The organism is Enterobacter sp. JBIWA005, assembly GCF_019968805.1.
Classification (GTDB): Bacteria; Pseudomonadota; Gammaproteobacteria; order Enterobacterales; family Enterobacteriaceae; genus Enterobacter; species Enterobacter vonholyi.
Window position 1 is genome coordinate 3,638,371 of sequence record NZ_CP074159.1, and the last position, 18,276, is coordinate 3,656,646.

At 57.1% G+C, this 18,276-nt stretch carries 22 protein-coding genes; 10 read left to right on the top strand and 12 right to left on the bottom strand.

Features of this window, described 5'->3' with window-relative positions:
* Positions 1–2 precede the first annotated feature (2 nt).
* The 3 genes from KGP22_RS17220 (at position 3) to KGP22_RS17230 (ending at position 2,080) form a co-directional block, all read left to right on the top strand.
* Positions 3–1,172, top strand: a complete 1,170-nt coding sequence (locus tag KGP22_RS17220; RefSeq protein WP_223582464.1) for an HlyD family efflux transporter periplasmic adaptor subunit — start codon at positions 3–5, stop codon at positions 1,170–1,172.
* 250 nt (positions 1,173–1,422) lie between these two features.
* Positions 1,423–1,722, top strand: coding sequence for a type II toxin-antitoxin system RelE/ParE family toxin (locus KGP22_RS17225; protein ID WP_111965881.1), 300 nt, complete (start codon positions 1,423–1,425; stop codon positions 1,720–1,722).
* A gap of 10 nt (positions 1,723–1,732) precedes the next feature.
* Positions 1,733–2,080, top strand: a complete 348-nt coding sequence (locus tag KGP22_RS17230) for a HigA family addiction module antitoxin (protein ID WP_063408808.1) — start codon at positions 1,733–1,735, stop codon at positions 2,078–2,080.
* Positions 2,081–2,100: 20 nt separating this feature from the next.
* Here KGP22_RS17230 and KGP22_RS17235 read toward each other — a convergent pair whose 3' ends face one another.
* From KGP22_RS17235 to KGP22_RS17245, 3 genes are all read right to left on the bottom strand, one after another.
* Positions 2,101–2,619 carry a DUF6622 family protein gene (locus KGP22_RS17235; protein WP_223580327.1) on the bottom strand — a complete coding sequence of 173 codons (519 nt, stop codon included), beginning with the start codon at positions 2,617–2,619 and terminating at the stop codon, positions 2,101–2,103.
* An 85-nt stretch (positions 2,620–2,704) separates the two neighbouring features.
* Entirely contained in the window at positions 2,705–3,886 is a 1,182-nt protein-coding gene (locus KGP22_RS17240) for a PLP-dependent aminotransferase family protein (protein ID WP_223580329.1), read from the bottom strand.
* A gap of 20 nt (positions 3,887–3,906) precedes the next feature.
* On the bottom strand, positions 3,907–4,794 hold the full coding sequence (locus KGP22_RS17245; protein WP_115876110.1) for a LysR family transcriptional regulator: 888 nt from the start codon (positions 4,792–4,794) through the stop codon (positions 3,907–3,909).
* 97 nt (positions 4,795–4,891) lie between these two features.
* Between KGP22_RS17245 and KGP22_RS17250 the strand changes: the two genes are divergently transcribed.
* A complete protein-coding gene (locus KGP22_RS17250; RefSeq protein WP_223580331.1) occupies positions 4,892–5,494 on the top strand; it encodes a short chain dehydrogenase in 603 nt (200 codons plus the stop codon).
* Positions 5,495–5,610: 116 nt separating this feature from the next.
* Here KGP22_RS17250 and KGP22_RS17255 read toward each other — a convergent pair whose 3' ends face one another.
* From KGP22_RS17255 to KGP22_RS17280, 6 genes are all read right to left on the bottom strand, one after another.
* Complete coding sequence (locus KGP22_RS17255) at positions 5,611–6,990, bottom strand: amidohydrolase family protein (RefSeq protein ID WP_223580333.1); 1,380 nt, start codon at positions 6,988–6,990, stop codon at positions 5,611–5,613.
* Positions 6,983–7,948 carry a carbamate kinase family protein gene (locus KGP22_RS17260; RefSeq protein ID WP_223580335.1) on the bottom strand — a complete coding sequence of 322 codons (966 nt, stop codon included), beginning with the start codon at positions 7,946–7,948 and terminating at the stop codon, positions 6,983–6,985. The genes KGP22_RS17255 and KGP22_RS17260 overlap by 8 nt, the downstream gene beginning before the upstream one ends.
* Positions 7,945–9,498, bottom strand: a complete 1,554-nt coding sequence (locus KGP22_RS17265) for a xanthine permease (protein WP_223580337.1) — start codon at positions 9,496–9,498, stop codon at positions 7,945–7,947. Before KGP22_RS17265 ends, KGP22_RS17260 begins: the two co-directional genes overlap by 4 nt.
* An 11-nt stretch (positions 9,499–9,509) precedes the next feature.
* Complete coding sequence (locus KGP22_RS17270; protein WP_223580339.1) at positions 9,510–10,925, bottom strand: DUF1116 domain-containing protein; 1,416 nt, start codon at positions 10,923–10,925, stop codon at positions 9,510–9,512.
* Positions 10,925–12,466: an acyl-CoA synthetase FdrA gene (fdrA, locus tag KGP22_RS17275; protein WP_223580341.1), complete on the bottom strand. Its 1,542-nt coding sequence runs from the start codon at positions 12,464–12,466 to the stop codon at positions 10,925–10,927. Before fdrA ends, KGP22_RS17270 begins: the two co-directional genes overlap by 1 nt.
* Before the next feature lie 108 nt (positions 12,467–12,574).
* Positions 12,575–13,180, bottom strand: a complete 606-nt coding sequence (locus tag KGP22_RS17280) for an ankyrin repeat domain-containing protein (protein ID WP_223580343.1) — start codon at positions 13,178–13,180, stop codon at positions 12,575–12,577.
* A gap of 320 nt (positions 13,181–13,500) precedes the next feature.
* On the opposite strand from KGP22_RS17280, the gene KGP22_RS17285 reads away from it, so the two are divergent.
* Positions 13,501–14,430, top strand: coding sequence for a LysR substrate-binding domain-containing protein (locus KGP22_RS17285; protein ID WP_223580345.1), 930 nt, complete (start codon positions 13,501–13,503; stop codon positions 14,428–14,430).
* Here KGP22_RS17285 and KGP22_RS17290 read toward each other — a convergent pair.
* A complete protein-coding gene (locus KGP22_RS17290; protein WP_045286357.1) occupies positions 14,427–14,585 on the bottom strand; it encodes a YqaE/Pmp3 family membrane protein in 159 nt (52 codons plus the stop codon). The genes KGP22_RS17285 and KGP22_RS17290 overlap by 4 nt on opposite strands.
* A gap of 181 nt (positions 14,586–14,766) precedes the next feature.
* Between KGP22_RS17290 and KGP22_RS17295 the strand changes: the two genes are divergently transcribed.
* From KGP22_RS17295 to KGP22_RS17305, 3 genes are all read left to right on the top strand, one after another.
* Complete coding sequence (locus tag KGP22_RS17295) at positions 14,767–15,066, top strand: metalloregulator ArsR/SmtB family transcription factor (protein WP_115876118.1); 300 nt, start codon at positions 14,767–14,769, stop codon at positions 15,064–15,066.
* Between the two features lie 9 nt (positions 15,067–15,075).
* A complete protein-coding gene (locus KGP22_RS17300) occupies positions 15,076–15,597 on the top strand; it encodes a rhodanese family protein (protein ID WP_223580347.1) in 522 nt (173 codons plus the stop codon).
* 79 nt (positions 15,598–15,676) lie between these two features.
* On the top strand, positions 15,677–15,856 hold the full coding sequence (locus tag KGP22_RS17305) for a hypothetical protein (protein WP_223580349.1): 180 nt from the start codon (positions 15,677–15,679) through the stop codon (positions 15,854–15,856).
* Positions 15,857–15,894: 38 nt separating this feature from the next.
* Here KGP22_RS17305 and stpA read toward each other — a convergent pair whose 3' ends face one another.
* Positions 15,895–16,299, bottom strand: a complete 405-nt coding sequence (gene stpA, locus KGP22_RS17310; RefSeq protein WP_111965892.1) for a DNA-binding protein StpA — start codon at positions 16,297–16,299, stop codon at positions 15,895–15,897.
* 495 nt (positions 16,300–16,794) lie between these two features.
* Here stpA and alaE point away from each other — a divergent pair, with 495 nt between their 5' ends.
* Positions 16,795–17,244, top strand: a complete 450-nt coding sequence (gene alaE / locus KGP22_RS17315) for an L-alanine exporter AlaE (protein ID WP_045404708.1) — start codon at positions 16,795–16,797, stop codon at positions 17,242–17,244.
* Between the two features lie 32 nt (positions 17,245–17,276).
* Here the strand turns inward: alaE and KGP22_RS17320 are convergent, their stop codons facing one another.
* Positions 17,277–17,621 (bottom strand): DUF2002 family protein, encoded by a 345-nt coding sequence (locus tag KGP22_RS17320; protein WP_023308923.1) that lies wholly within the window; start codon positions 17,619–17,621, stop codon positions 17,277–17,279.
* Between the two features lie 160 nt (positions 17,622–17,781).
* Between KGP22_RS17320 and KGP22_RS17325 the strand changes: the two genes are divergently transcribed.
* Positions 17,782–18,108: a DUF883 domain-containing protein gene (locus KGP22_RS17325; RefSeq protein WP_008502569.1), complete on the top strand. Its 327-nt coding sequence runs from the start codon at positions 17,782–17,784 to the stop codon at positions 18,106–18,108.
* Positions 18,109–18,276 lie beyond the last annotated feature (168 nt).

The window sequence follows — 18,276 nt, forward strand, 5'->3', positions numbered from 1 at the left end:
CAATGGACGATCTGGATAACGCCCTCGACTCCGAAAGCTGCTACACCGGCGCGCGCCGGATCGTGATCTTCTCGCTGCTGATGTTTGTGGTGCTGGGCGTCTGGGCGTGGTTTGGCGTGCTGGATGAGGTGTCAACCGGTTCGGGTAAAGTAATCCCTAGCTCGCGCGAGCAGGTCTTACAGTCTCTCGACGGCGGGATCCTCACCGAGCTGAACGTCCACGAAGGCGATCAGGTGCAGGCCGGACAGGTGCTGGCGCGGCTTGACCCGACGCGTTCTGAGTCGAACGTCGGCGAAAGCGCGGCGCGCTACCGGGCCTCACTGGCCTCCAGCGCCCGCCTGTACGCCGAGGTGAACGATCTGCCGCTGAAATTCCCGCCTTCGCTGGCGAAATGGCCGGATCTGATTGCCGACGAAACGCGGCTGTACAACTCGCGCCGCGCGCAGCTGGAGGATACCCAGCGGGAGCTTCGCGCCGCGTTAGATCTCGCCAATAAAGAGCTGGCCATTACCCAGCGGCTGGTGAAAACCGGGGCCGCCAGCCACGTGGAGGTGCTGCGCCTGCAGCGGCAGAAAAGCGATCTGGAGCTGAAGCTCACCGACGTGCGTTCGCAGTATTACGTCCAGGCGCGCGAGGCGTTATCCAAAGCCAACGCTGAGGTGGATATGGTTTCAGCCATCCTCAAGGGCCGCCAGGATTCCGTCACCCGTCTGACGGTAAAATCCCCGGTGCGCGGGATCGTGAAAAATATCAAGGTGACCACCATCGGCGGGGTGATCCCGCCCAACGGCGAGCTGATGGAGATTGTGCCGGTGGACGATCACCTGCTGATCGAAACTCGCCTGTCGCCGCGCGATATCGCCTTTATCCACCCGAACCAGGAGGCGCTGGTCAAAATCACCGCCTACGATTACGCCATTTACGGCGGCCTGCACGGGGTCGTTGAGACGATTTCCCCGGATACCATTCAGGATGAGGCCAAGCCGGAGGTGTTCTATTACAGGGTGTTTATCCGCACCAGTCAGGATTACCTGGTCAATAAGGCGGGCAGGCACTTCTCGATTGTACCGGGGATGATTGCGACGGTGGACATTAAGACCGGAGAGAAAACGGTGCTGGATTATCTGATTAAACCGTTCAACCGGGCGAAAGAGGCGCTAAGGGAGCGATAGCCAATAGCCGGGTGGTGGCTGCGCCTTACCCGGCCTACATCCCCCCAGGCCCATGCAAGCGCAGCGCCGCCGGGCATTAAACCGCACGCCAGAACTGGAACCTGCCTCGGAGGATTAATCTTTAGTCATGCATCCCACTTCCCTTCAGCCATCGCCCAGGTAATATTAACCGCAGACAAAACGCACTTGCGCACAGTGCAGGAGTGCATTACTATTCATTCAGCTTCACGGACTGGAGCTCGCCAGCATTATGATTAGTTATTTTCGGGATCAATGGCTTGAGGATTTTTTTCTTTACGGCAGATCGAGCAATGTTATCCCTTCAAATCTGGAAACAGCGCTTGCGAGAAAGCTCGATATCATCAGGGCAGCAACCTCGCACAGGGATTTGCGATCGCCACCGGGCAATATGTATGAAGCATTGAATCCTCCGCTGAAGGGCTATTCCTCCATCCGGGTAAACAGGCAATACAGGCTCGTATTTTGCTGGACAGAGGGTAAAGCAGAAGATCTCTACCTCTCTCCACACAAGTACACGCAACACAAGTGAGGCATCATCTATGACACTTCAACAGGCACTCCGCAAACCCACCACGCCGGGCGACGTGTTGCAGTATGAGTATCTTGAACCGCTCAATCTGAAAATCAGCGATCTGGCGGAGATGCTCAATGTTCACCGCAACACCATCAGCGCGCTGGTCAATAACAATCGCAAGCTTACTGCCGATATGGCGATCAAGCTGGCAAAAGCCTTTGATACCACGATTGAATTTTGGCTGAACTTACAGCTGAACGTCGATATCTGGGAAGCGCAATCTAACGCCAGGACGCAGGAGGAACTAAGCCGTATAAAGACCGTTGCGGACGTCATGGCTAAGCGAAAATCTGGCCAACCGGATGTAGCCTGACCCGAACAGGCGCGGAGATCTTACTCCGCCGGACGAGGTGCGGCGCTGTTATACACGCCAATATAACGCGCAAATTTCCCAATAAACACACCGGCAAACACGCCGCCGGAGACGATCGCCAGCGCGCTCATGGCGGGCTGCTGCATCGTCTGGGGAGAGACCGCGCTCATCACGCCCAGCACATACTTCACCCCGAACGCCAGCATCATAAACGGCAGCGCGGTGTAGTCGGCCTGGCGGTAAATGCTTCTCGGCGCCTCTGCGCGGGTGATAACAGCCTGCTTAATCAGGACATACCCCAGCGCGGCCCCGGCGAGGATCCCCGCCGTCCATAATGCGACAGTTCCGGGGGTTAACGTGCGGTAAACCACCAGATCGTAGATATCCCAGATTAGAAATATTGCCGGAATAATGGCAAGCCGCTCCAGCGAAACGGTGGCAGGCCTGCGGGCTTTAATACCGCGAGAGATGAGGAAGATAAAAAGCACCCACACCCAGACGGGCGTGTGCGTAACGACACCGAACAGAAATTCAAACATGGAGATCACCATGAACGATCGCGGCCCCTGCCGCCCTGAACGCATATTGCGCATAACGGCAGGAACGCCATTATGCGCAGGTCTTTTACAGCGATTTTTTCAGGCGTTGAACCGCTTCCTTCAGCTCTTCATCCGTTGGCGTGACAAATGACATACGCAGCGTTGAATGGTCTGGCTCATTGCAGTAGAAAAATTCGCCCGGCACAAATACTACGCCGTTACTTAACGTTTTTTCCAGCCAGCGGGTGGTATTACTACCATTTTTCATATTCGCCCACAGGAACATGCCGCCCTTCGGCTTGTGGAAAGACATCACGTCGCCAAGCTCGGCCTCCAGCTCGGTTGCGAACGTCTGGTATTTCTGGCGATAGGCTTCGCGGATCGTTTTAATCTGAGCGGGCAGACGACCGGTTTTCAGGTACTCATACGTCATCAGCTGCGACAGCGTGCTGGTGTGCAGATCGGTGGTTTGCTTCAGGTTCACCACCGCGCGCTTCAGCCATTCCGGTACCACCACCCAGCCCACGCGAGTGCCCGGCGCGAGGATTTTAGAGAAGGTAGAGGTATACACCACGTTCTCTTCGTTGCCGATATCTTTGGCATGAGCAATTAACGGGCGGAAGACTTCATCGGTATAGTTAATTTCGCTATACGGATCGTCTTCGATGATCACGAAGTCATAGCGCTTCGAGAGTTCCACCAGCTGTTTACGACGCGCCTCAGAAAGCGTCACGCCGCCCGGGTTGCCAAACGTCGGGACAATATAGACCGCTTTGATAGTTTTATTTGCCACCAGCACTTCGAGCTCGTCGACCTTCATGCCGTCACCGTCGGTGCCGACGGATTCAAAATTCGCCTGCGCCAGGCCGAATACCTGCAGCGCAGCAAGATAGGTTGGACGCTCGACGACGACAATATCGCCCGGGTTAATCAAAGCACGCGCCAGCACGTCGAGGGACTGCTGTGAACCAGAGGTCACGACCACGTCATCCGCCTTACAGCGAATGCCTCGCCCCTCGCAAATGCGCTGAATCTCTTCCCGCAGTCCCGGCACGCCTTCGGTCAGGCCGTACTGGAACGCCTCGCCAAAATGCTGAGATAATACGGCATCAGCGGCAATTTTCAGCCCTTCGCGATCGAACAGGTCTGGGTTTGGAATACCGCCCCCCAGCGAGATCACGCCCGCCATTTTGCTGTGTTTTAATAATTCACGGATGGCAGATGATTGCAGGCCCTGCGCGCTGCTAGCGAGTTTACTCACGGACATTCTTTGCTTACCTTCTGTTTTTATAGTGTGCCCAATCTTAGCAGAATATGGGCGATAAATTCCGTCAGCTTAGGCAGTTGACGTAAATCCTGACGCCACAATAAATGCACGGGTCTCGGCGCCGGAATATACTCTTCCAGCACCCGCACCAGCCTGCCGCTTTCCAGATCTTCCGCCACCAGCACCTCCGGCTGCAGCAGCAGTCCCGCTCCGGCTCTCGCGGCCATCCGGAGCCCGTAGCCGTCATTACATTTTAAGACCGCATCCCGCTTCCAGCGCACCTCGCCCTCGACGCCCGGCAGCCGCCACTCGTTGCGCGCGGTCCACACGCTGTGGGACAGACAAAGATGATCCACCAGATCGGCAGGGGTTTGCGGCGTACCGTAGCGTGCCAGGTAGTCCGGCGCGGCGCAGATCACCATCCGGTAAGGGCAGAGGTATTTCGCCACCAGATCGTCGTTGTGAATGTCGCCAATACGAATGGCCAGATCGATACCCTCCTCCACCAGATCCACCATCCGGTTGGTGAGATCCAGCTCGATGCGCACTTCCGGGTAGCGTTGTAAAAAAGAGGCCGTAAGCGGCGCGATCGCGCTGCCGCCAAACGAGGTGGGCGCCGTCACGCGCAGGGTCCCGGACGGTGCGGCGCGCAGGCGTTCCACGGCGCTTTCGGCGATCGCGACCTGCTCCAGCACCCGCTTCGCCTCGTCGAAATAGACGCGTCCGGCATCCGTCAGGCTCTGACGGCGCGTGTTACGCTCCAGCAGGCGGGTGCCGAGCTGGGATTCCAGCAGCGCAACGTACTTCCCCACCATCACCGCCGACATCTCGAGCCGCGCCGCCGCGCCGGTGAAGCTGCCGCTTTCAACCACCGCAATAAAGGTCTCCATGCTGCGAAGCTTATCCATATTCCAAACCTCTGGTTAGCAATATTCTAACTTTAGCCCAGTTTATCCGTATTTTAATTTATTAAAGAATGAAGGCTCACAACAGAAGGAGTCGGCTATGAAAATCGTCATTATTGGTGCCAGCGGTACGGTTGGTCATGCGGTAACGGAAGAGCTGAGTCGTCGCCACCAGGTCATCCGCGTCGGCCGCACGCAGGGCGACGAGCAGGTAGATATCACCTCTCAGGCGAGCGTTCAGGCGCTGTTCGAGAAAATCGGTCCGGTGGACGCCATTGTGTCCGCCAGCGGTGGCCTCTACTTTGGCCCGCTCGCGACCATGAAAGATAGCGACTTTAACCAGGGGCTACAGGATAAGCTGCTAGGACAGGTGCGCCTGGCGCTGACCGGCCAGCACTACCTGAACGAAGGGGGCTCGATTACGTTGATAAGCGGGATCGTCGCACACGAGCCGATTGCGCAGGGCGTAAATGCCACCACGGTGAATGCGGCGCTGGAAGGGTTTGTTCGCGCCGCAGCCTGCGAATTGCCGCGCGGGATCCGCATCAATCTGATTAGCCCAACGGTGCTCACCGAATCCGTCGAAACGTACGATGGCTTCTTCCCGGGCTTCGAAAGCGTGCCTGCCGCGACGGTGGCCCAGGCCTACCGCCGCAGCGTGGAAGGCGTGCAGAGCGGGCGGGTATACAAGGTCGGCTACTGAGCCGTGCGCGCGGCGATCGGCACCAGCATCGGGCGTGGAAGCTGCGCTTACCCGGCCTTCAGAAGTGCGGCCTGATGCCATCCCCCCTCTCCCACAGGGAGAGGGAGAAATGCACATCAACCCACAACGCCCCAGACGAGGTTGCCCTTGTGGAACGTTGCGGTACGCGGAGAGATGCGCGCCACGGCTTCGGCGGAACAGGAGGCGTCCACCAGCACAAAGCTGGCGTCATCCTGCGCTTTCGGCCACACGCGCTCGCCTTTGTCGTTCAGCGGCAGCACGTCGCCGGTCGCGATACCTAATGCGCGGGAGAGCGTCTGCTCGTTCGGGCGGATGTAGAGCTGGGCGTAGAGATTCGCTTTTTCCAGCATGTCCCCCAGACCGTACGGCGACCAGTGGTCGATCACGCTGTCGGTTCCCGTCATCACAAACACGCCCTTGTCCCGCAGCTGCTTCAGCGGCATATGCAGGGTGCCAATCGGCACGGTGGAGGCGATGGTCACCTGCTGCGCCGCCATGCGGGTGGCGATCTCATCCACCTGCTTTTCGTTAAGCGTCGCCAGCGCAAAGGCGTGGCTGATGGTCAGCTTCCCCTTCAGCTCCGGCGTTTTCTCCACGGTTTCGACCATGTAGTTCACCGCCGCCACACCCGCCGGGCTGGTCTCGTGCAGGTGAATATCCACTCCTTTGTCGTAGTCCAGCGCAATCTGGAACATCAGGTCGAGAGATTTCTCCATCGCGCCGTCGACGTTGGTCGGGTCCAGGCCGCCCACGTAGTGCGCCCCGGCCTGCATAGCCTCACGCATCAGCTTTTCGGAATGGGACAGCAGCAGCCCGTGCTGTGGGAAGGCGACGATTTCACAGTCAAAGCCGGGCTTACGGCGCGATAAAACCGCCTGCAGGTTTTCAAGATTCTTCAGGCCGGAGGTCGGCTCGATATTGCAGTGGCTGCGGGCTATGGTGGAGCCTTTCGACTGGATCAGATCGATCAGCTTTTCCGCACGCTCCTGGGTGTAGGGCTGAAGCTCCGGCAGCAGCTTCTGTTCCAGGCGGATCATATCCTGAATGGTGGTACCTGCCGGGCGGTTGAGGGAACGCCACGGGCCGCCGTAAAAGGTTTTATCCAGGTGAATGTGCATGTCGCGCATCGCCGGAAGCATCAGCTTGTTGCCCGCGTCGTAGTGCGGCAGCGTGGCGTCGGCGTGGCGCTTGTTATCGCGCAGGGCGACGATCTTCCCGTCTTGAATCTCCAGCGTCTTCAGCTCGGTGCGGGTGCTCGTCGCCACGTTGCCGTCAAAATTAAACCCGGCTTCGAGCAACACGTTGTCCAGATAGTAATGTTTCGCGGTGATATTCACAGGCTTACCGGTCTCGCAGAGTGGCTTTGCGGAGTCAGCAGCATACGCGACGGATCCGGTCGCGCCAAACAGCGCGCAGGCGGTCACCATTTTGCCGCTCTGGCTGATGAATTCACGGCGGCTTTTATTTTCACTCATCTAATCTTCCTTCATTCACAATATGGGTACCGGTTTCTCCGCGCAGCGCGGCGGGCAGGCAGTCCGGCGAGGTGATGATCACGCGCTTGCCGCCGTGATGTAAAAACGCCAGCGAGGCGACGATTTTGGGCAGCATGCTGCCCGCCGGGAAATGGCCTTCCTCCATGTAGTGCGTCATCTCCGCTACGTCGACGGTCTCCAGCGCCTGTTGATTTGGCTTACCGAAGTTGACACACACCTTTTCCACGCCGGTGGTAATCACCAGCACGTCGGCGCCGATCTCGCGCGCCAGCAGCGCGGTGGAGAGATCTTTATCAATCACCGCGTCGACGCTCTGGTAATCGCCCTGCGCCGAGCGCACCACGGGAATACCGCCGCCGCCCGCGCCGATCACCACGAAGCCTTTTTGCGTCAGTGTCTTGATCGCGTCGGCCTCGACAATGCGCAGCGGCTGCGGGGAGGCCACCACGCGACGATATCCCCGGCCCGAATCTTCAACAAAGTGCCAGTCCGGGTGCGCGAGCTGCAGTTCGTCGCGCTGCGCCTCGCTGAAGAACGCGCCGATCGGCTTCGTGGGGTGCGCAAAGCCGGGATCGTTTTTATCCACTTCCACCTGCGTGACGACCGTGACCGCCTTTTGCTCGCCGCACGCGGCAAGGCGGTTGTTCAGCGCCTGCTGGATTAGGTAGCCAATGCCGCCCTGGGTGTCCGCCACGCAGTTTGCCAGCGGCGTCAGAGGGAGCCCTTCCCGCTCGTGGGCGATTTCAGCGCGGCGCAGATCCAGCCCCACCTGCGGACCGTTGCCGTGGGTAAGCACGATGTCATAGTCGGAGGCCAGCATTTCGAGCACCGACTCTGCCACCGCTTTGACCGCCTGCGCCTGATGTTCAACCGACTGGCTGGCGTTGTCTTTGATAATGCTGTTGCCGCCGATGGCAACGACCATAAGCTCTTTCATACGTGTTCCTTCGCAACATTACCCGACGCAGCGCTCGCAACTTCCCGGCTGTCGAGAAAATGCTTCACCACAAACATGCCGCCCATCATCAGATACGCGGTGACGAACATCAGCGAACTGCCTTCGGCAAAACCCACCACCGGGGCGTGGATCACCCCGAACAGCGCCAGCAGTGCCCCGCCCGCCGCGGCCACGGCTCCGCGCAGCGGTTTGTTGATAATGGCGAAAATGGCGATACAGCCCCACAGCATGCTGGCGAGCGGTGCCCCGTTCCCCAGATGGACTAATCCTTCGTAGTAGATCCCTTTGCTGTGCAGCACGTCGGTACCGATTTTGGCGGCATTCGTGCCCGCCGCTCCCATCACGCTGTTCATCATGGTCAGCGCCCAGTTGGCGATCCACGGGAACAGGCAGATGAAGATCACGGGCACTTCCACCTTCGGCGTTTCCCTCACCACCTGGTTGGCGGTGACCACGCCGATAAACACCAGAATCGGCACGATGGCGGTCATCGGAATGATGGCGAGCATAAACGCCCCCAGCCCGAACAGCGGCACGATGAACATGGTCACGCCGGAGGCCAGCGTGTAGCCGATGCTGGCCCCCATCGCTTTCCAGCCGGGATGGCCGACGTAAACCGTCACCGGGAACGGGTTCCCCATCAGGCAGCCGAGCATGGAGGCCAGACCGTTCGCCAGCATGACTTTACGCGTCGGGTATTCATCCCCCGCCGCGTGGGCGCTTTCGATGTTCTCCAGGTCAAAGATGTAGTTCGCCAGCCCCAGCGGTACGGCAGAGGCAAGATACGGCAGCGCGTGCGGCAGGCCCTGCAGGAAGCCTTCCACATGCACCTGCGGCGGGTTAAAGCCGAAGGATGACATGGACGCTTTAATCGCTTCCGGGCTTTGCAGGCCGGAGATCCACGCCAGTGCGGTACCGGCTATCAGCAACAGCAGGCCGGTAGGGATTCTGGCGAAAATCGGCTTTTTGCCGAACCAGTTGATGAAGATCAGCAGCAGGACGATGAACGATACGGTCGGCGCTTCAAACGCCTGCAGCATCGGGTTCATCGCCAGCAGCAGCAGGCCTAAACCGGACAGGCACGACAGCAGCACGGTGCGCGGGATCATCTTGCGGATGGTTTCGCCCAGGAATGAACCGCCCGCAAGAATCATCGCCTCAACGAAGCACCAGACCAGGCCAATCTGAATAGCGAACTCCGCATCGCCCGTATGCTGATACACCGGCATCAGCACCAGGAAGGTCACGGTAAAAATTGACGGCGCGCTGGGGCCGGACGGCAGCGCGGTGACGTCCGTGCGCCCGGTCTGGCGCGCCATCTGCATGCCGAACCACGCGTAGCAGATACTCGCGGCCAGCACCGCCAGCCCGAAGGCCGGCGCGATGCGTCCATAAACAATCTCCTTCGGGATGCCGACGACAAAAATGAGCAACCCCATCATGGTCAGCAAATTGGTCAGGTTGTTGGTCATCAACCCGAAATAAGCCGCCCAGTCACCTCTTTTCCACTCCAGTTTCATGTTTTTCATGGATGCATGCCTTATAAAAAGTAGCGATCGCGGAAGGTCAACAGCGCCTTTTCAAAACAGCTAAACGGCGGGTGAACGATGCCCGCCCCAATCATGCCGATGCCCGCGTCTTTGTGTGCAATGGCGGTATTGATGACCGGCAGAATGCCGCTGCCAGCGACCTTCGTGATGTCGATGGCGGTTGGAATGCCCATAAACGAGAGCAGCGGAATGGTGACGTTCGGATTTTCGCCGAGGGTGATTTCGCGCATCTGGCGGGAGAAGTCGATGGCTTCCTCCACCGTCCCGCCCACCAGGGCGACAATCGCCGGGGCCGTCGCCATCGCAAAGCCGCCGATGCCGTAGGTTTCGGTGATCGCGCTGTCGCCGATATCCAGCCCGGAATCTTCCGGCTTATAGCCCGCGAACATCGGGCCGATCACCTGCTGCGCCGGGCCGGTGAACCACTGCCCCGGAAGCCCCGAAACGCGCAGGCCGAATTCGTAGCCGTTGCGCGCCATGGTGGTAACCACGGTGCTGTATTCAATGCCGTGGGCGGCGTCCAGCGCGGCTTTACACATCGCCATCCACGTCGGGCCGGAGAAGTAGTCGCTGCTGGCAACAAACTCGAACACCTCGCGCTGCTGCTCCACCGGATAGCCCGCCTGAATTAGCCCCGGCGTCAGCGCCTGGATCAGCAGCGTGGTGCCCGCGTTATTGCGGTTGTGGCACTCGTCGCCCATGTGCAGCGCCTGGGCCAGCATCAGGCGCAGGTCGATTTCGCCGATAATCTTCATCGCGTCGCGCAGCATCGGGCCGAGCACGTCGCGCATCCAGTTCAGGCGGTCGATGACGCTCTGGTCGTTGGCCCCCATGCGCAGGATCTTCGCCATCTGCTCGCTAAGGTTGGTGAACGCGCGGTTGCCGTAGGTTTTGTTTTCAACGATGTGCATAAACATCGACGCGGAGGTGACGCCCGCCATGGAGCCCACGCAGTCGTGCTCGTGGCATGGCGAGAAGGCGATCTTCCCGGAGGCGGCAAGTCGCGCCGCGTCGTCCAGATCTTTCGCCAGCCCTTCAAACACCAGCGCCCCGGTGACCGCGCCCTTCATCGCGCCGCACATGTTTTCCCAGGAGACAGGGGGACCGGCGTGCAGAATGGTGGTGCGGGTCATCCCCGGCACAACGTTAATCGCCTGGTCATAGCCCACCAGCACCGGATGAGACTGAATAATGCGCTCAAGGGCGATTTGGTTGGCGGCGGCGATTTTCTCCGCCAGCGGTTTTTCCGCCAGCTGGTCGAGCGCTTCAACGACCTGCATATTGCCCTGCCCCGGCGGCGTCCAGTCGAGCTGGGTCACGGGAATGTGCTGTTTTTTGAGATCGTCGCTGAACATCGCGAGACCCACGTTAATGACGTTCAGCGGCTGGTTAAATAAGGTAGTCATTATGCGTTCTCCCCTTTGCAGACAAATTCGCGTGCCAGTAATCCGGTATTGGTGCTGCTGCTGGCCCAGATGACGCCTGCGTCGGTCAGCAGCTGACACTGCTGCGCCAGCGACTGCGGATCCTGGTCGGTGCCGAGCACGTAGCCGAGGATCTCCAGCGGACGGTTATCGGCCTTCGCGATCGCCTGTGCTTCTTTAATGGCGTCGATCATCACGCCGACCGGATCCTCGTGGGCGCCGAAGCCGAGCACAAAGTCCATCACAATCACCCCGACTTCCGGGTCGCGAGCCTCCTGCAGCAGGCGGCTGATGCGGTTGGTCGGGTCAATCATCGGGTGCGGCTTGCCGTTGGTGAAATCGTCATCGCCAAAGTCGAGGAAGGTGTGGGCTTTACTGACGCTGATGTCGCTCAGGCGCTTAGCTGGATCCGGCTGGATGTTGCTGTAAACGTCGTCGAATTTCGCAAGCGCGGCAAACATCGCCTCGTCGCACAGGGTGCCGCCGCAGAACAGGCCGCGAATGTACTTCTGCTGCGGGGTCAGGCGAGCGCGCACCTCTTCAATTAATGGCCAGTTGAGCGGGTGCAGATCGAGGGACTCTTTTTTGATGCCGGTGAGCAGGACGGCCTTCAGCGCCGCCTCTTTGGTGCCGCGCGCGAACTGCAGTCCGTCCTCATCGGCGGGCGGTTCATTGCGACCGAGGAAGCACGCGATCACGGGCTTACGACAGGCGCGCGCGCGGGCCAGCACTTTCTCCGCCACCGCTGGCGCGGGCGGCTTGGAGATCAGCGCAATCACTTCTGTACCCTCGTCGGCTTCCAGCATTTCAATGGCGTCAAGCATCATCAGGCCGCCGATCTTCTCGCTGAGATCGCGTCCGCCGGTGCCGATCAGCTGCGACACGCCGCCGCCGAATTCATGGATGCGCACGCTCAGCTCCTGGCTGCCGGTGCCGGATGCGCCGATGATACCAATCGGTCCACGACGTACCGCGTTGGCGAAGCACAGTCCCGCGCCGTTGATGATGGCGGTGCCGCAGTCCGGCCCCATCATCAGCAGCGCTTTCCGGTGCGCGAGCTGCTTCAGCGCCAGCTCGTCGTCAAGCGACACGTTATCGGAAAACAGCATCACGTTGAGATCGTTTTCCAGCGCCTGACGCGCTTCGCGGGCGGCGAAGGTACCGTTGACGGAAATTACCGCGAGGTTGCTGTCCGGGCGATGGGTTTTGGCGCTGGCAATCGTCGCATAGCGCGCTTCATGGGAGCCCGCGCTCTCTTTACGCGTGAACAGCGCTTCAATAGCGGCCAGCGTTTCTTCATTCGCCGCGTCGCCTTTAATGACAATCATCAGGTCGCCGTTTTTCGCCTCATTTAATTCCGGCGTTAACAGCCCGAGGTTTTTTAAAACGCCCTTATTCATTTCCGTTGCCATGGCGACAAAGGCCTGTTCGACGCCCGGCAATTTATTGGCTTTAGTGGAAACGGACATTAATGATACGGAGTCAAAATAGGTGTTCTTTTTAATCACGATTTTCGTTGGCATTATTTGCACCTGTTCGCGGATAAAAGGGGGCCGCCGTCGTGCAAAATGCACGTCGGTAAAAATGCTTTATTTAATTAGCGGCCAGCCGGAACGGGCTGACCGACCGTCTTATGCGCCCGCCGCCAGCAGCAGGTCTGCAATCTCGGTGAAGCCTTTCTCCCGCGCCAGTTCGAGCGGGGTTTTGCCGTATTTGTCGGTCATATGCGGGTTCGCGCCGTGCTCCAGCAGCAGCTTCACGATCTCCTGCTGCTTTGTGCCGCCGTCGTTGAGTACGATTGCTTCCAGCAGCGGCGTCCAGCCGACAAAATTGGTGTGGTTAACGTTGATATCGGTTTTTTCCAGCAGCTCGCGGACGATCTCCACGTGCCCTTTTTCACTGGCTGGCGTAATGCCTACGCCGCCGAAGCGCGTCAGGCGGTCGAGATCCGGGTTCGCGGGTAATACCAGCCGCAGGAGAGTTAAATCGTTCGTCAGGCAGCTAATCAGGAAGGGGTTAAAGCAGGTCTGATCCTGTTTATCAATATCCGCCCCGGCGGCAATTAAGAACTCCACGCAGGCATAATGTTTTTTCAGGCTGGCAATAATAACGGCGGTTCTTTTCTGGCGGTTCGTGGCGTTAATATCCACGCCCTTCTCCAGACAGGCTTTTAGCGCATCGCTATTGCCCTCTTCTGCCGCCAGCAAAAATTCCGTAACCAGTTCAGTTGCAGACATATTCAGACTCCCGATGTTTTTATTTCTGTTGACCTGAGAATAGCAACAGCCTGGTCATAAAAGAATCCGCTTAAAAATGATTCATCGACAGACAATTCATTGTTGAGGTAAATTCAACAAACCGGTCAAAACGTGCGTCTGTGCAACCTTTTTCTTATGTTTCTCCGCTTTTTATCGTTTCTGGCCACATTATGCTTATATCTGAAAAAGCCTTGTATGGCGCGGCATTAATGAAATAGCCAGAACTGTGATCGGCTTCAAATGCGTTGTAACGACGCTGTTAAAATATGTTCAAAACTGATGGCTGAAGGGAGTGAGATATGAATTCCATCTTTACCGAGGAGAACCTGCTGGCCTTTACCACCGCCGCACGCTTCGGCAGCTTCAGCAAAGCCGCCGCCGAACTGGGTGTAACGACCTCCGCCATCAGTTACACCATTAAGCGCATGGAGACCGGGCTGGACGTGGTGCTGTTCGTCCGCAGCACGCGCAGCATTGAGCTAACCGAGTCCGGCTTTTACTTTTACCGCAAAGCCACCGACCTGCTTAACGACTTTCACGCCATCAAGCGCGGGATTGATACCATTTCACAGGGCATCGAGGCGCGTGTACGCATCTGTATCAACCAGCTGTTGTATACGCCGCGCCATACCGCGCGGCTGCTGCAGGTGCTGAAAAAGCAGTTCCCCACCTGTCAGATCACCGTCACCACCGAGGTCTATAACGGCGTGTGGGACTCCATCATCAACAACCAGGCCAATATCGCCATTGGCGCGCCGGACACGCTGCTCGACGGCGGCGGAATTGACTACACCGAAATCGGCGCCATTCGCTGGGTGTTTGCCATCGCGCCGGAGCACCCGCTGGCGTTCGTTCCGGAACCGATCGCGGAAAGCCAGCTGCGCCTGTATCCCAACATCATGGTGGAAGATACCGCGCATACCATTAACAAAAAGGTCGGCTGGCTGCTGCACGGGCAGGAGGCGATTCTGGTGCCGGACTTTAACACCAAGTGTCAGTGTCAGATCCTGGGCGAAGGGATAGGCTTTTTGCCGGAATATATGGCGCGGGAGGCGGTTGAAGATGACCTGCTGGTGACGCGGCATATCAATAACCCACGTCAGGACTCGCGCATGCTGCTCGCCACGCAGCATGCCGCAACCGGCCAGGTCACGCGCTGGATCAAGAAGGAGTTTGGCCCTGCGGGGGTGCTGACCGATATTTATAGCGATTTACTGTGGCGCGCTTAGCTTTTGCTCTGTACCCAAAAGGCGTGAATGAGGCCGGGGAAGTAACCCAGCAGCGTGAGAAGAATGTTGATAATAAACGCCCAGCCAAACCCTTTGCCTAACAGCACGCCCAGCGGCGGCAACAGGATGGTAAAAACAATACGCCAAAAACCCATATTAAAACTCCGTGCAAGCTAATCCATTGAAAATAATAGAGTGAACCATTTCTAAGCATAGCCAGTTTACCCGGCTGCGCCAGTTCCCGACCCCTCGTTTACCCTCGTTTACGCTTTTGACGCTGGCTTAATGCGCACAATTACTTTAGCATTACCTTAATTAAGAAAACACTAAAGTACCATGACTGAACTCGAACAGCTTCAGGCCAGCGCCGAGCAGGCCGCCACACTCTTAAAAGCGATGAGCAACCCGCGTCGGCTGCTGATCCTCTGCACCCTGTGCGGAGCGCCCGGCACCAGCGCGGGAGAACTGGCGCGAGCCACGGGGCTTAGTCCTTCCGCCACATCGCAGCATCTGGCGCGCATGCGTGAGGAAGGTCTGATCGACAGCACCCGCGACGCGCAGCGCATTCTCTATTTCATTAAAAACGATGCGGTGCATCAGCTCATCAGCACCCTGAAAAAGCTTTATTGCCCGTAAGGAGCCGCTATGTCACTTCCCCTTATTTCGCCGCGCGAGGCCAGTGCCCGCATCGCTGAAGGCGCAAAACTGATTGATATTCGTGATGCCGATGAGTACGCCCGCGAGCATATTCCCGCCGCGCGGTCCGTGCCGCTGGGTACCTTACCCGGTGGACTTAAAACGCAGGCGGACGAAACGGTGATTTTTCACTGCCAGTCCGGCGCCCGTACCTCAGGCAATGCCGATCGCCTGGCGCAGGCTGCCGTTCCCGCTCAGGCATTTGTGGTCGAGGGTGGCATTCAGGGCTGGAAGCAGGCCGGGCTGCCGACTTTCGAAGACAAATCCCAGCCGCTGCCGCTGATGCGTCAGGTGCAAATTGCCGCCGGGCTGCTGATACTCTGTGGCGTGGTTCTGGGCTATAGCGTCTCCAGCGGCTTTTTCCTGCTCAGCGGCTTTGTCGGTGCCGGGCTGCTGTTTGCGGGTGTGACGGGCTTTTGCGGCATGGCGCGGCTGCTTAAGGTAATGCCATGGAACCGACGTACCTCATAAGCAGTAATCGGTGAAATACGCTGTACCCGGCGTCATGCGTGGGATAATGTGAAGACCGCTAAAACGATGAGGAGGTAATATGTTTTCTGTCGGTGATTATGTGCAACCGCGTAAAGGCGGCCCGAAACTGAAAGTGCTCGAAGTGAACGGTGACAACATTGTGGCAGTCCAGGCCAGCAATGAGCAAGGCGAGAAATATACGCTGAAAGCCGTCGATGTTGCGCCGTATAGCGAAGAAGGTGATTTCGGCGTCTGCTGAACAGATAACCGGGCGGCATGTTCCGCCCGGTCAACGCATTAGATTAGAAAATCATCCAGTGATTTACCGTTTTCCAGCGCGCTGGCAATGGGCTTAGGCGTGCGGCCCTGGCCGGTCCACGTTTTCTCTTCACCGTTCTGGTCAATAAAGCGATATTTTGCTTCACGCGGCTTACGCTTTTTCGTTTGCTTACCCGCCAGCGCCAGTTCAGAGCCCAGCAGATCGGTCGGTGAAATACCATCGGCTTTCATCAGTTCCAGCAGGGCATTAATTTTTTCCTGCTGCTCGGCGCGCTGCTGCTCTAATTCCGTCAGTTCACTCCGTTTCTCTTCAGTAACGACCCTGACCTTTTCCAGCATTTCCTCAAGAACGTCCAGGGATAATTCACGCGCCATGGCGCGCAGGGTTCGGATATTATTAAGATTCTGTAACGTCAAAGACATATTATTTGAAAACCTTTTCTTTGGGGTAAATAGATAAATCGCCGACAGAATAATTCATTTGAGTTGAAATATCTACCCAAGGGTCCGTATGGGCATCAGTGTAAATATATTAAAATCTCATTGCGAATAATAGCGCACGGGGCTGCCAGGAAACAGGGGAATCTAATCACCGCATTAATATAAATGGTTAACTTTACTCCAAATCGCAGCATACTTCGCCACTGTCAGAAGGCGGATTCGTCGCCTGCGCCATCAATAAAACCAAACTATTGATTTTGATATAAAAAAAGCCAAACAAGAGAGATTATAACGATCGAAGCAAAAAACGAACAACTTTAGAGAATTTTGTGGACAAAAGGCGATTAAATAAAAATTAATCACTAGTTGTTAGTTCAAACTCAGAGATATACGCTATACATGTCAAACAAACCAACCTAAAGCACTATGCGACGAAGGAAAATCGTTTCTTTTATGTTCTTCTCAAGGAGTTCAGACATGTTCTCGCCGCAATCTCGCCTGCGCCACGCGGTGGCGGATACCTTCGCGATGGTTGTTTACTGTTCCGTCGTGAACATGCTGATCGAAATATTCCTCTCCGGAATGTCCTTCGAGCAGTCATTTTCTTCTCGTCTGGTGGCGATCCCGGTCAATATTATTATTGCATGGCCTTACGGTTTATACCGCGATGCGGTAATGCGTTTCGCGCGTCGAATTAGTCCTGCAGGCTGGGTGAAAAACCTGGCAGACGTCCTGGCGTATGTAACGTTCCAGTCGCCGGTTTACGTGGCCATTCTCCTGACAGTCGGTGCAGACTGGCACCAGATCGCTGCGGCAGTGAGTTCGAATATTGTCATTTCGATGCTGATGGGAGCCGTTTACGGCTATTTCCTCGACTACTGCCGCCGCCTGTTTAAGGTCAGCCAGTACAGCCAGGCAAAAGCGTGATGTGAAGCGACTGGCGCACGCCAGTCGCGGATTTACTGTACGTCGCCAAACAGTCCCTTCAAAAATCGCTCCAGCGCCATACGCGAACTGAAACCGTGCGGAATACCATAATGCTCATGCCGTTCACCGCCTAAATAGAGCGGAAATTGCTGATAATGATCGCAGGTTTTAATATCCGAGGCAGGCTCAGCAAATGACAGGCTTCTGTCTTTCAGCGTCGGATGAATAATGAGAGCGGTACGTCCCATTCTTGCTTCGCGGTTAACATAAACATAATTCTCGCCGCGGCGATATCCATACGCTTTTGGCGTCACCTCATCCATGGTGAATCCCTCTTTTTCAAGAACGCGTGCCACCTCGTCAGGTCGTAAATACATATCTTTTCCTCGTTATCTTTTCCTGCCCGGCAACCTTACAGTATTCAGCAATAGCAGGGCTTTCAGAATAGTCCATAAACTGCCGGATAACGCGTGATGCCCTTCAGATATTAAATTTCTGAACTAAACTGAACGGGAACACAAAATTACGGAGGATCGTATGTTTAACAGACCGAACCGAAACGATATTAACGACGACGCTCAGGATATTCGTAATGATGTCAGCCAATTAGCGGACACGCTGGAAGAGGTGCTGAAGTCCTGGGGAAGTGACGCGAAGGACGAAGCGGATGCCGCGAAGCGTAAGGCTCAGTCTCTGCTCCGTGAAACCCGCGCACGTCTAAACGGCCGCACGCGTACGACACAGGCTGCCTGCGATGCGGTCAGCTGCGCAACGACCTTCGTACGCGAGAAACCGCTCTGTACGCTCGGCACGGTAGCGGCAGTCGGTATCTTCGTGGGCGCTCTGCTTAGCCTGCGTAAATAACCCGAACGCGCACCGTTATCTGCCCCGGTGGTCAGTAGCTGCCGGGGCTTTTCTTTATCTTCTCGCCTGTAAAACCCGTATAGCCTGCCCTGCCCCGCTGGGCTCATCATCGGGACATCATCAATCTAAATTTCCCATATCTTGTATGGTTGAAACTTAAGACAACTA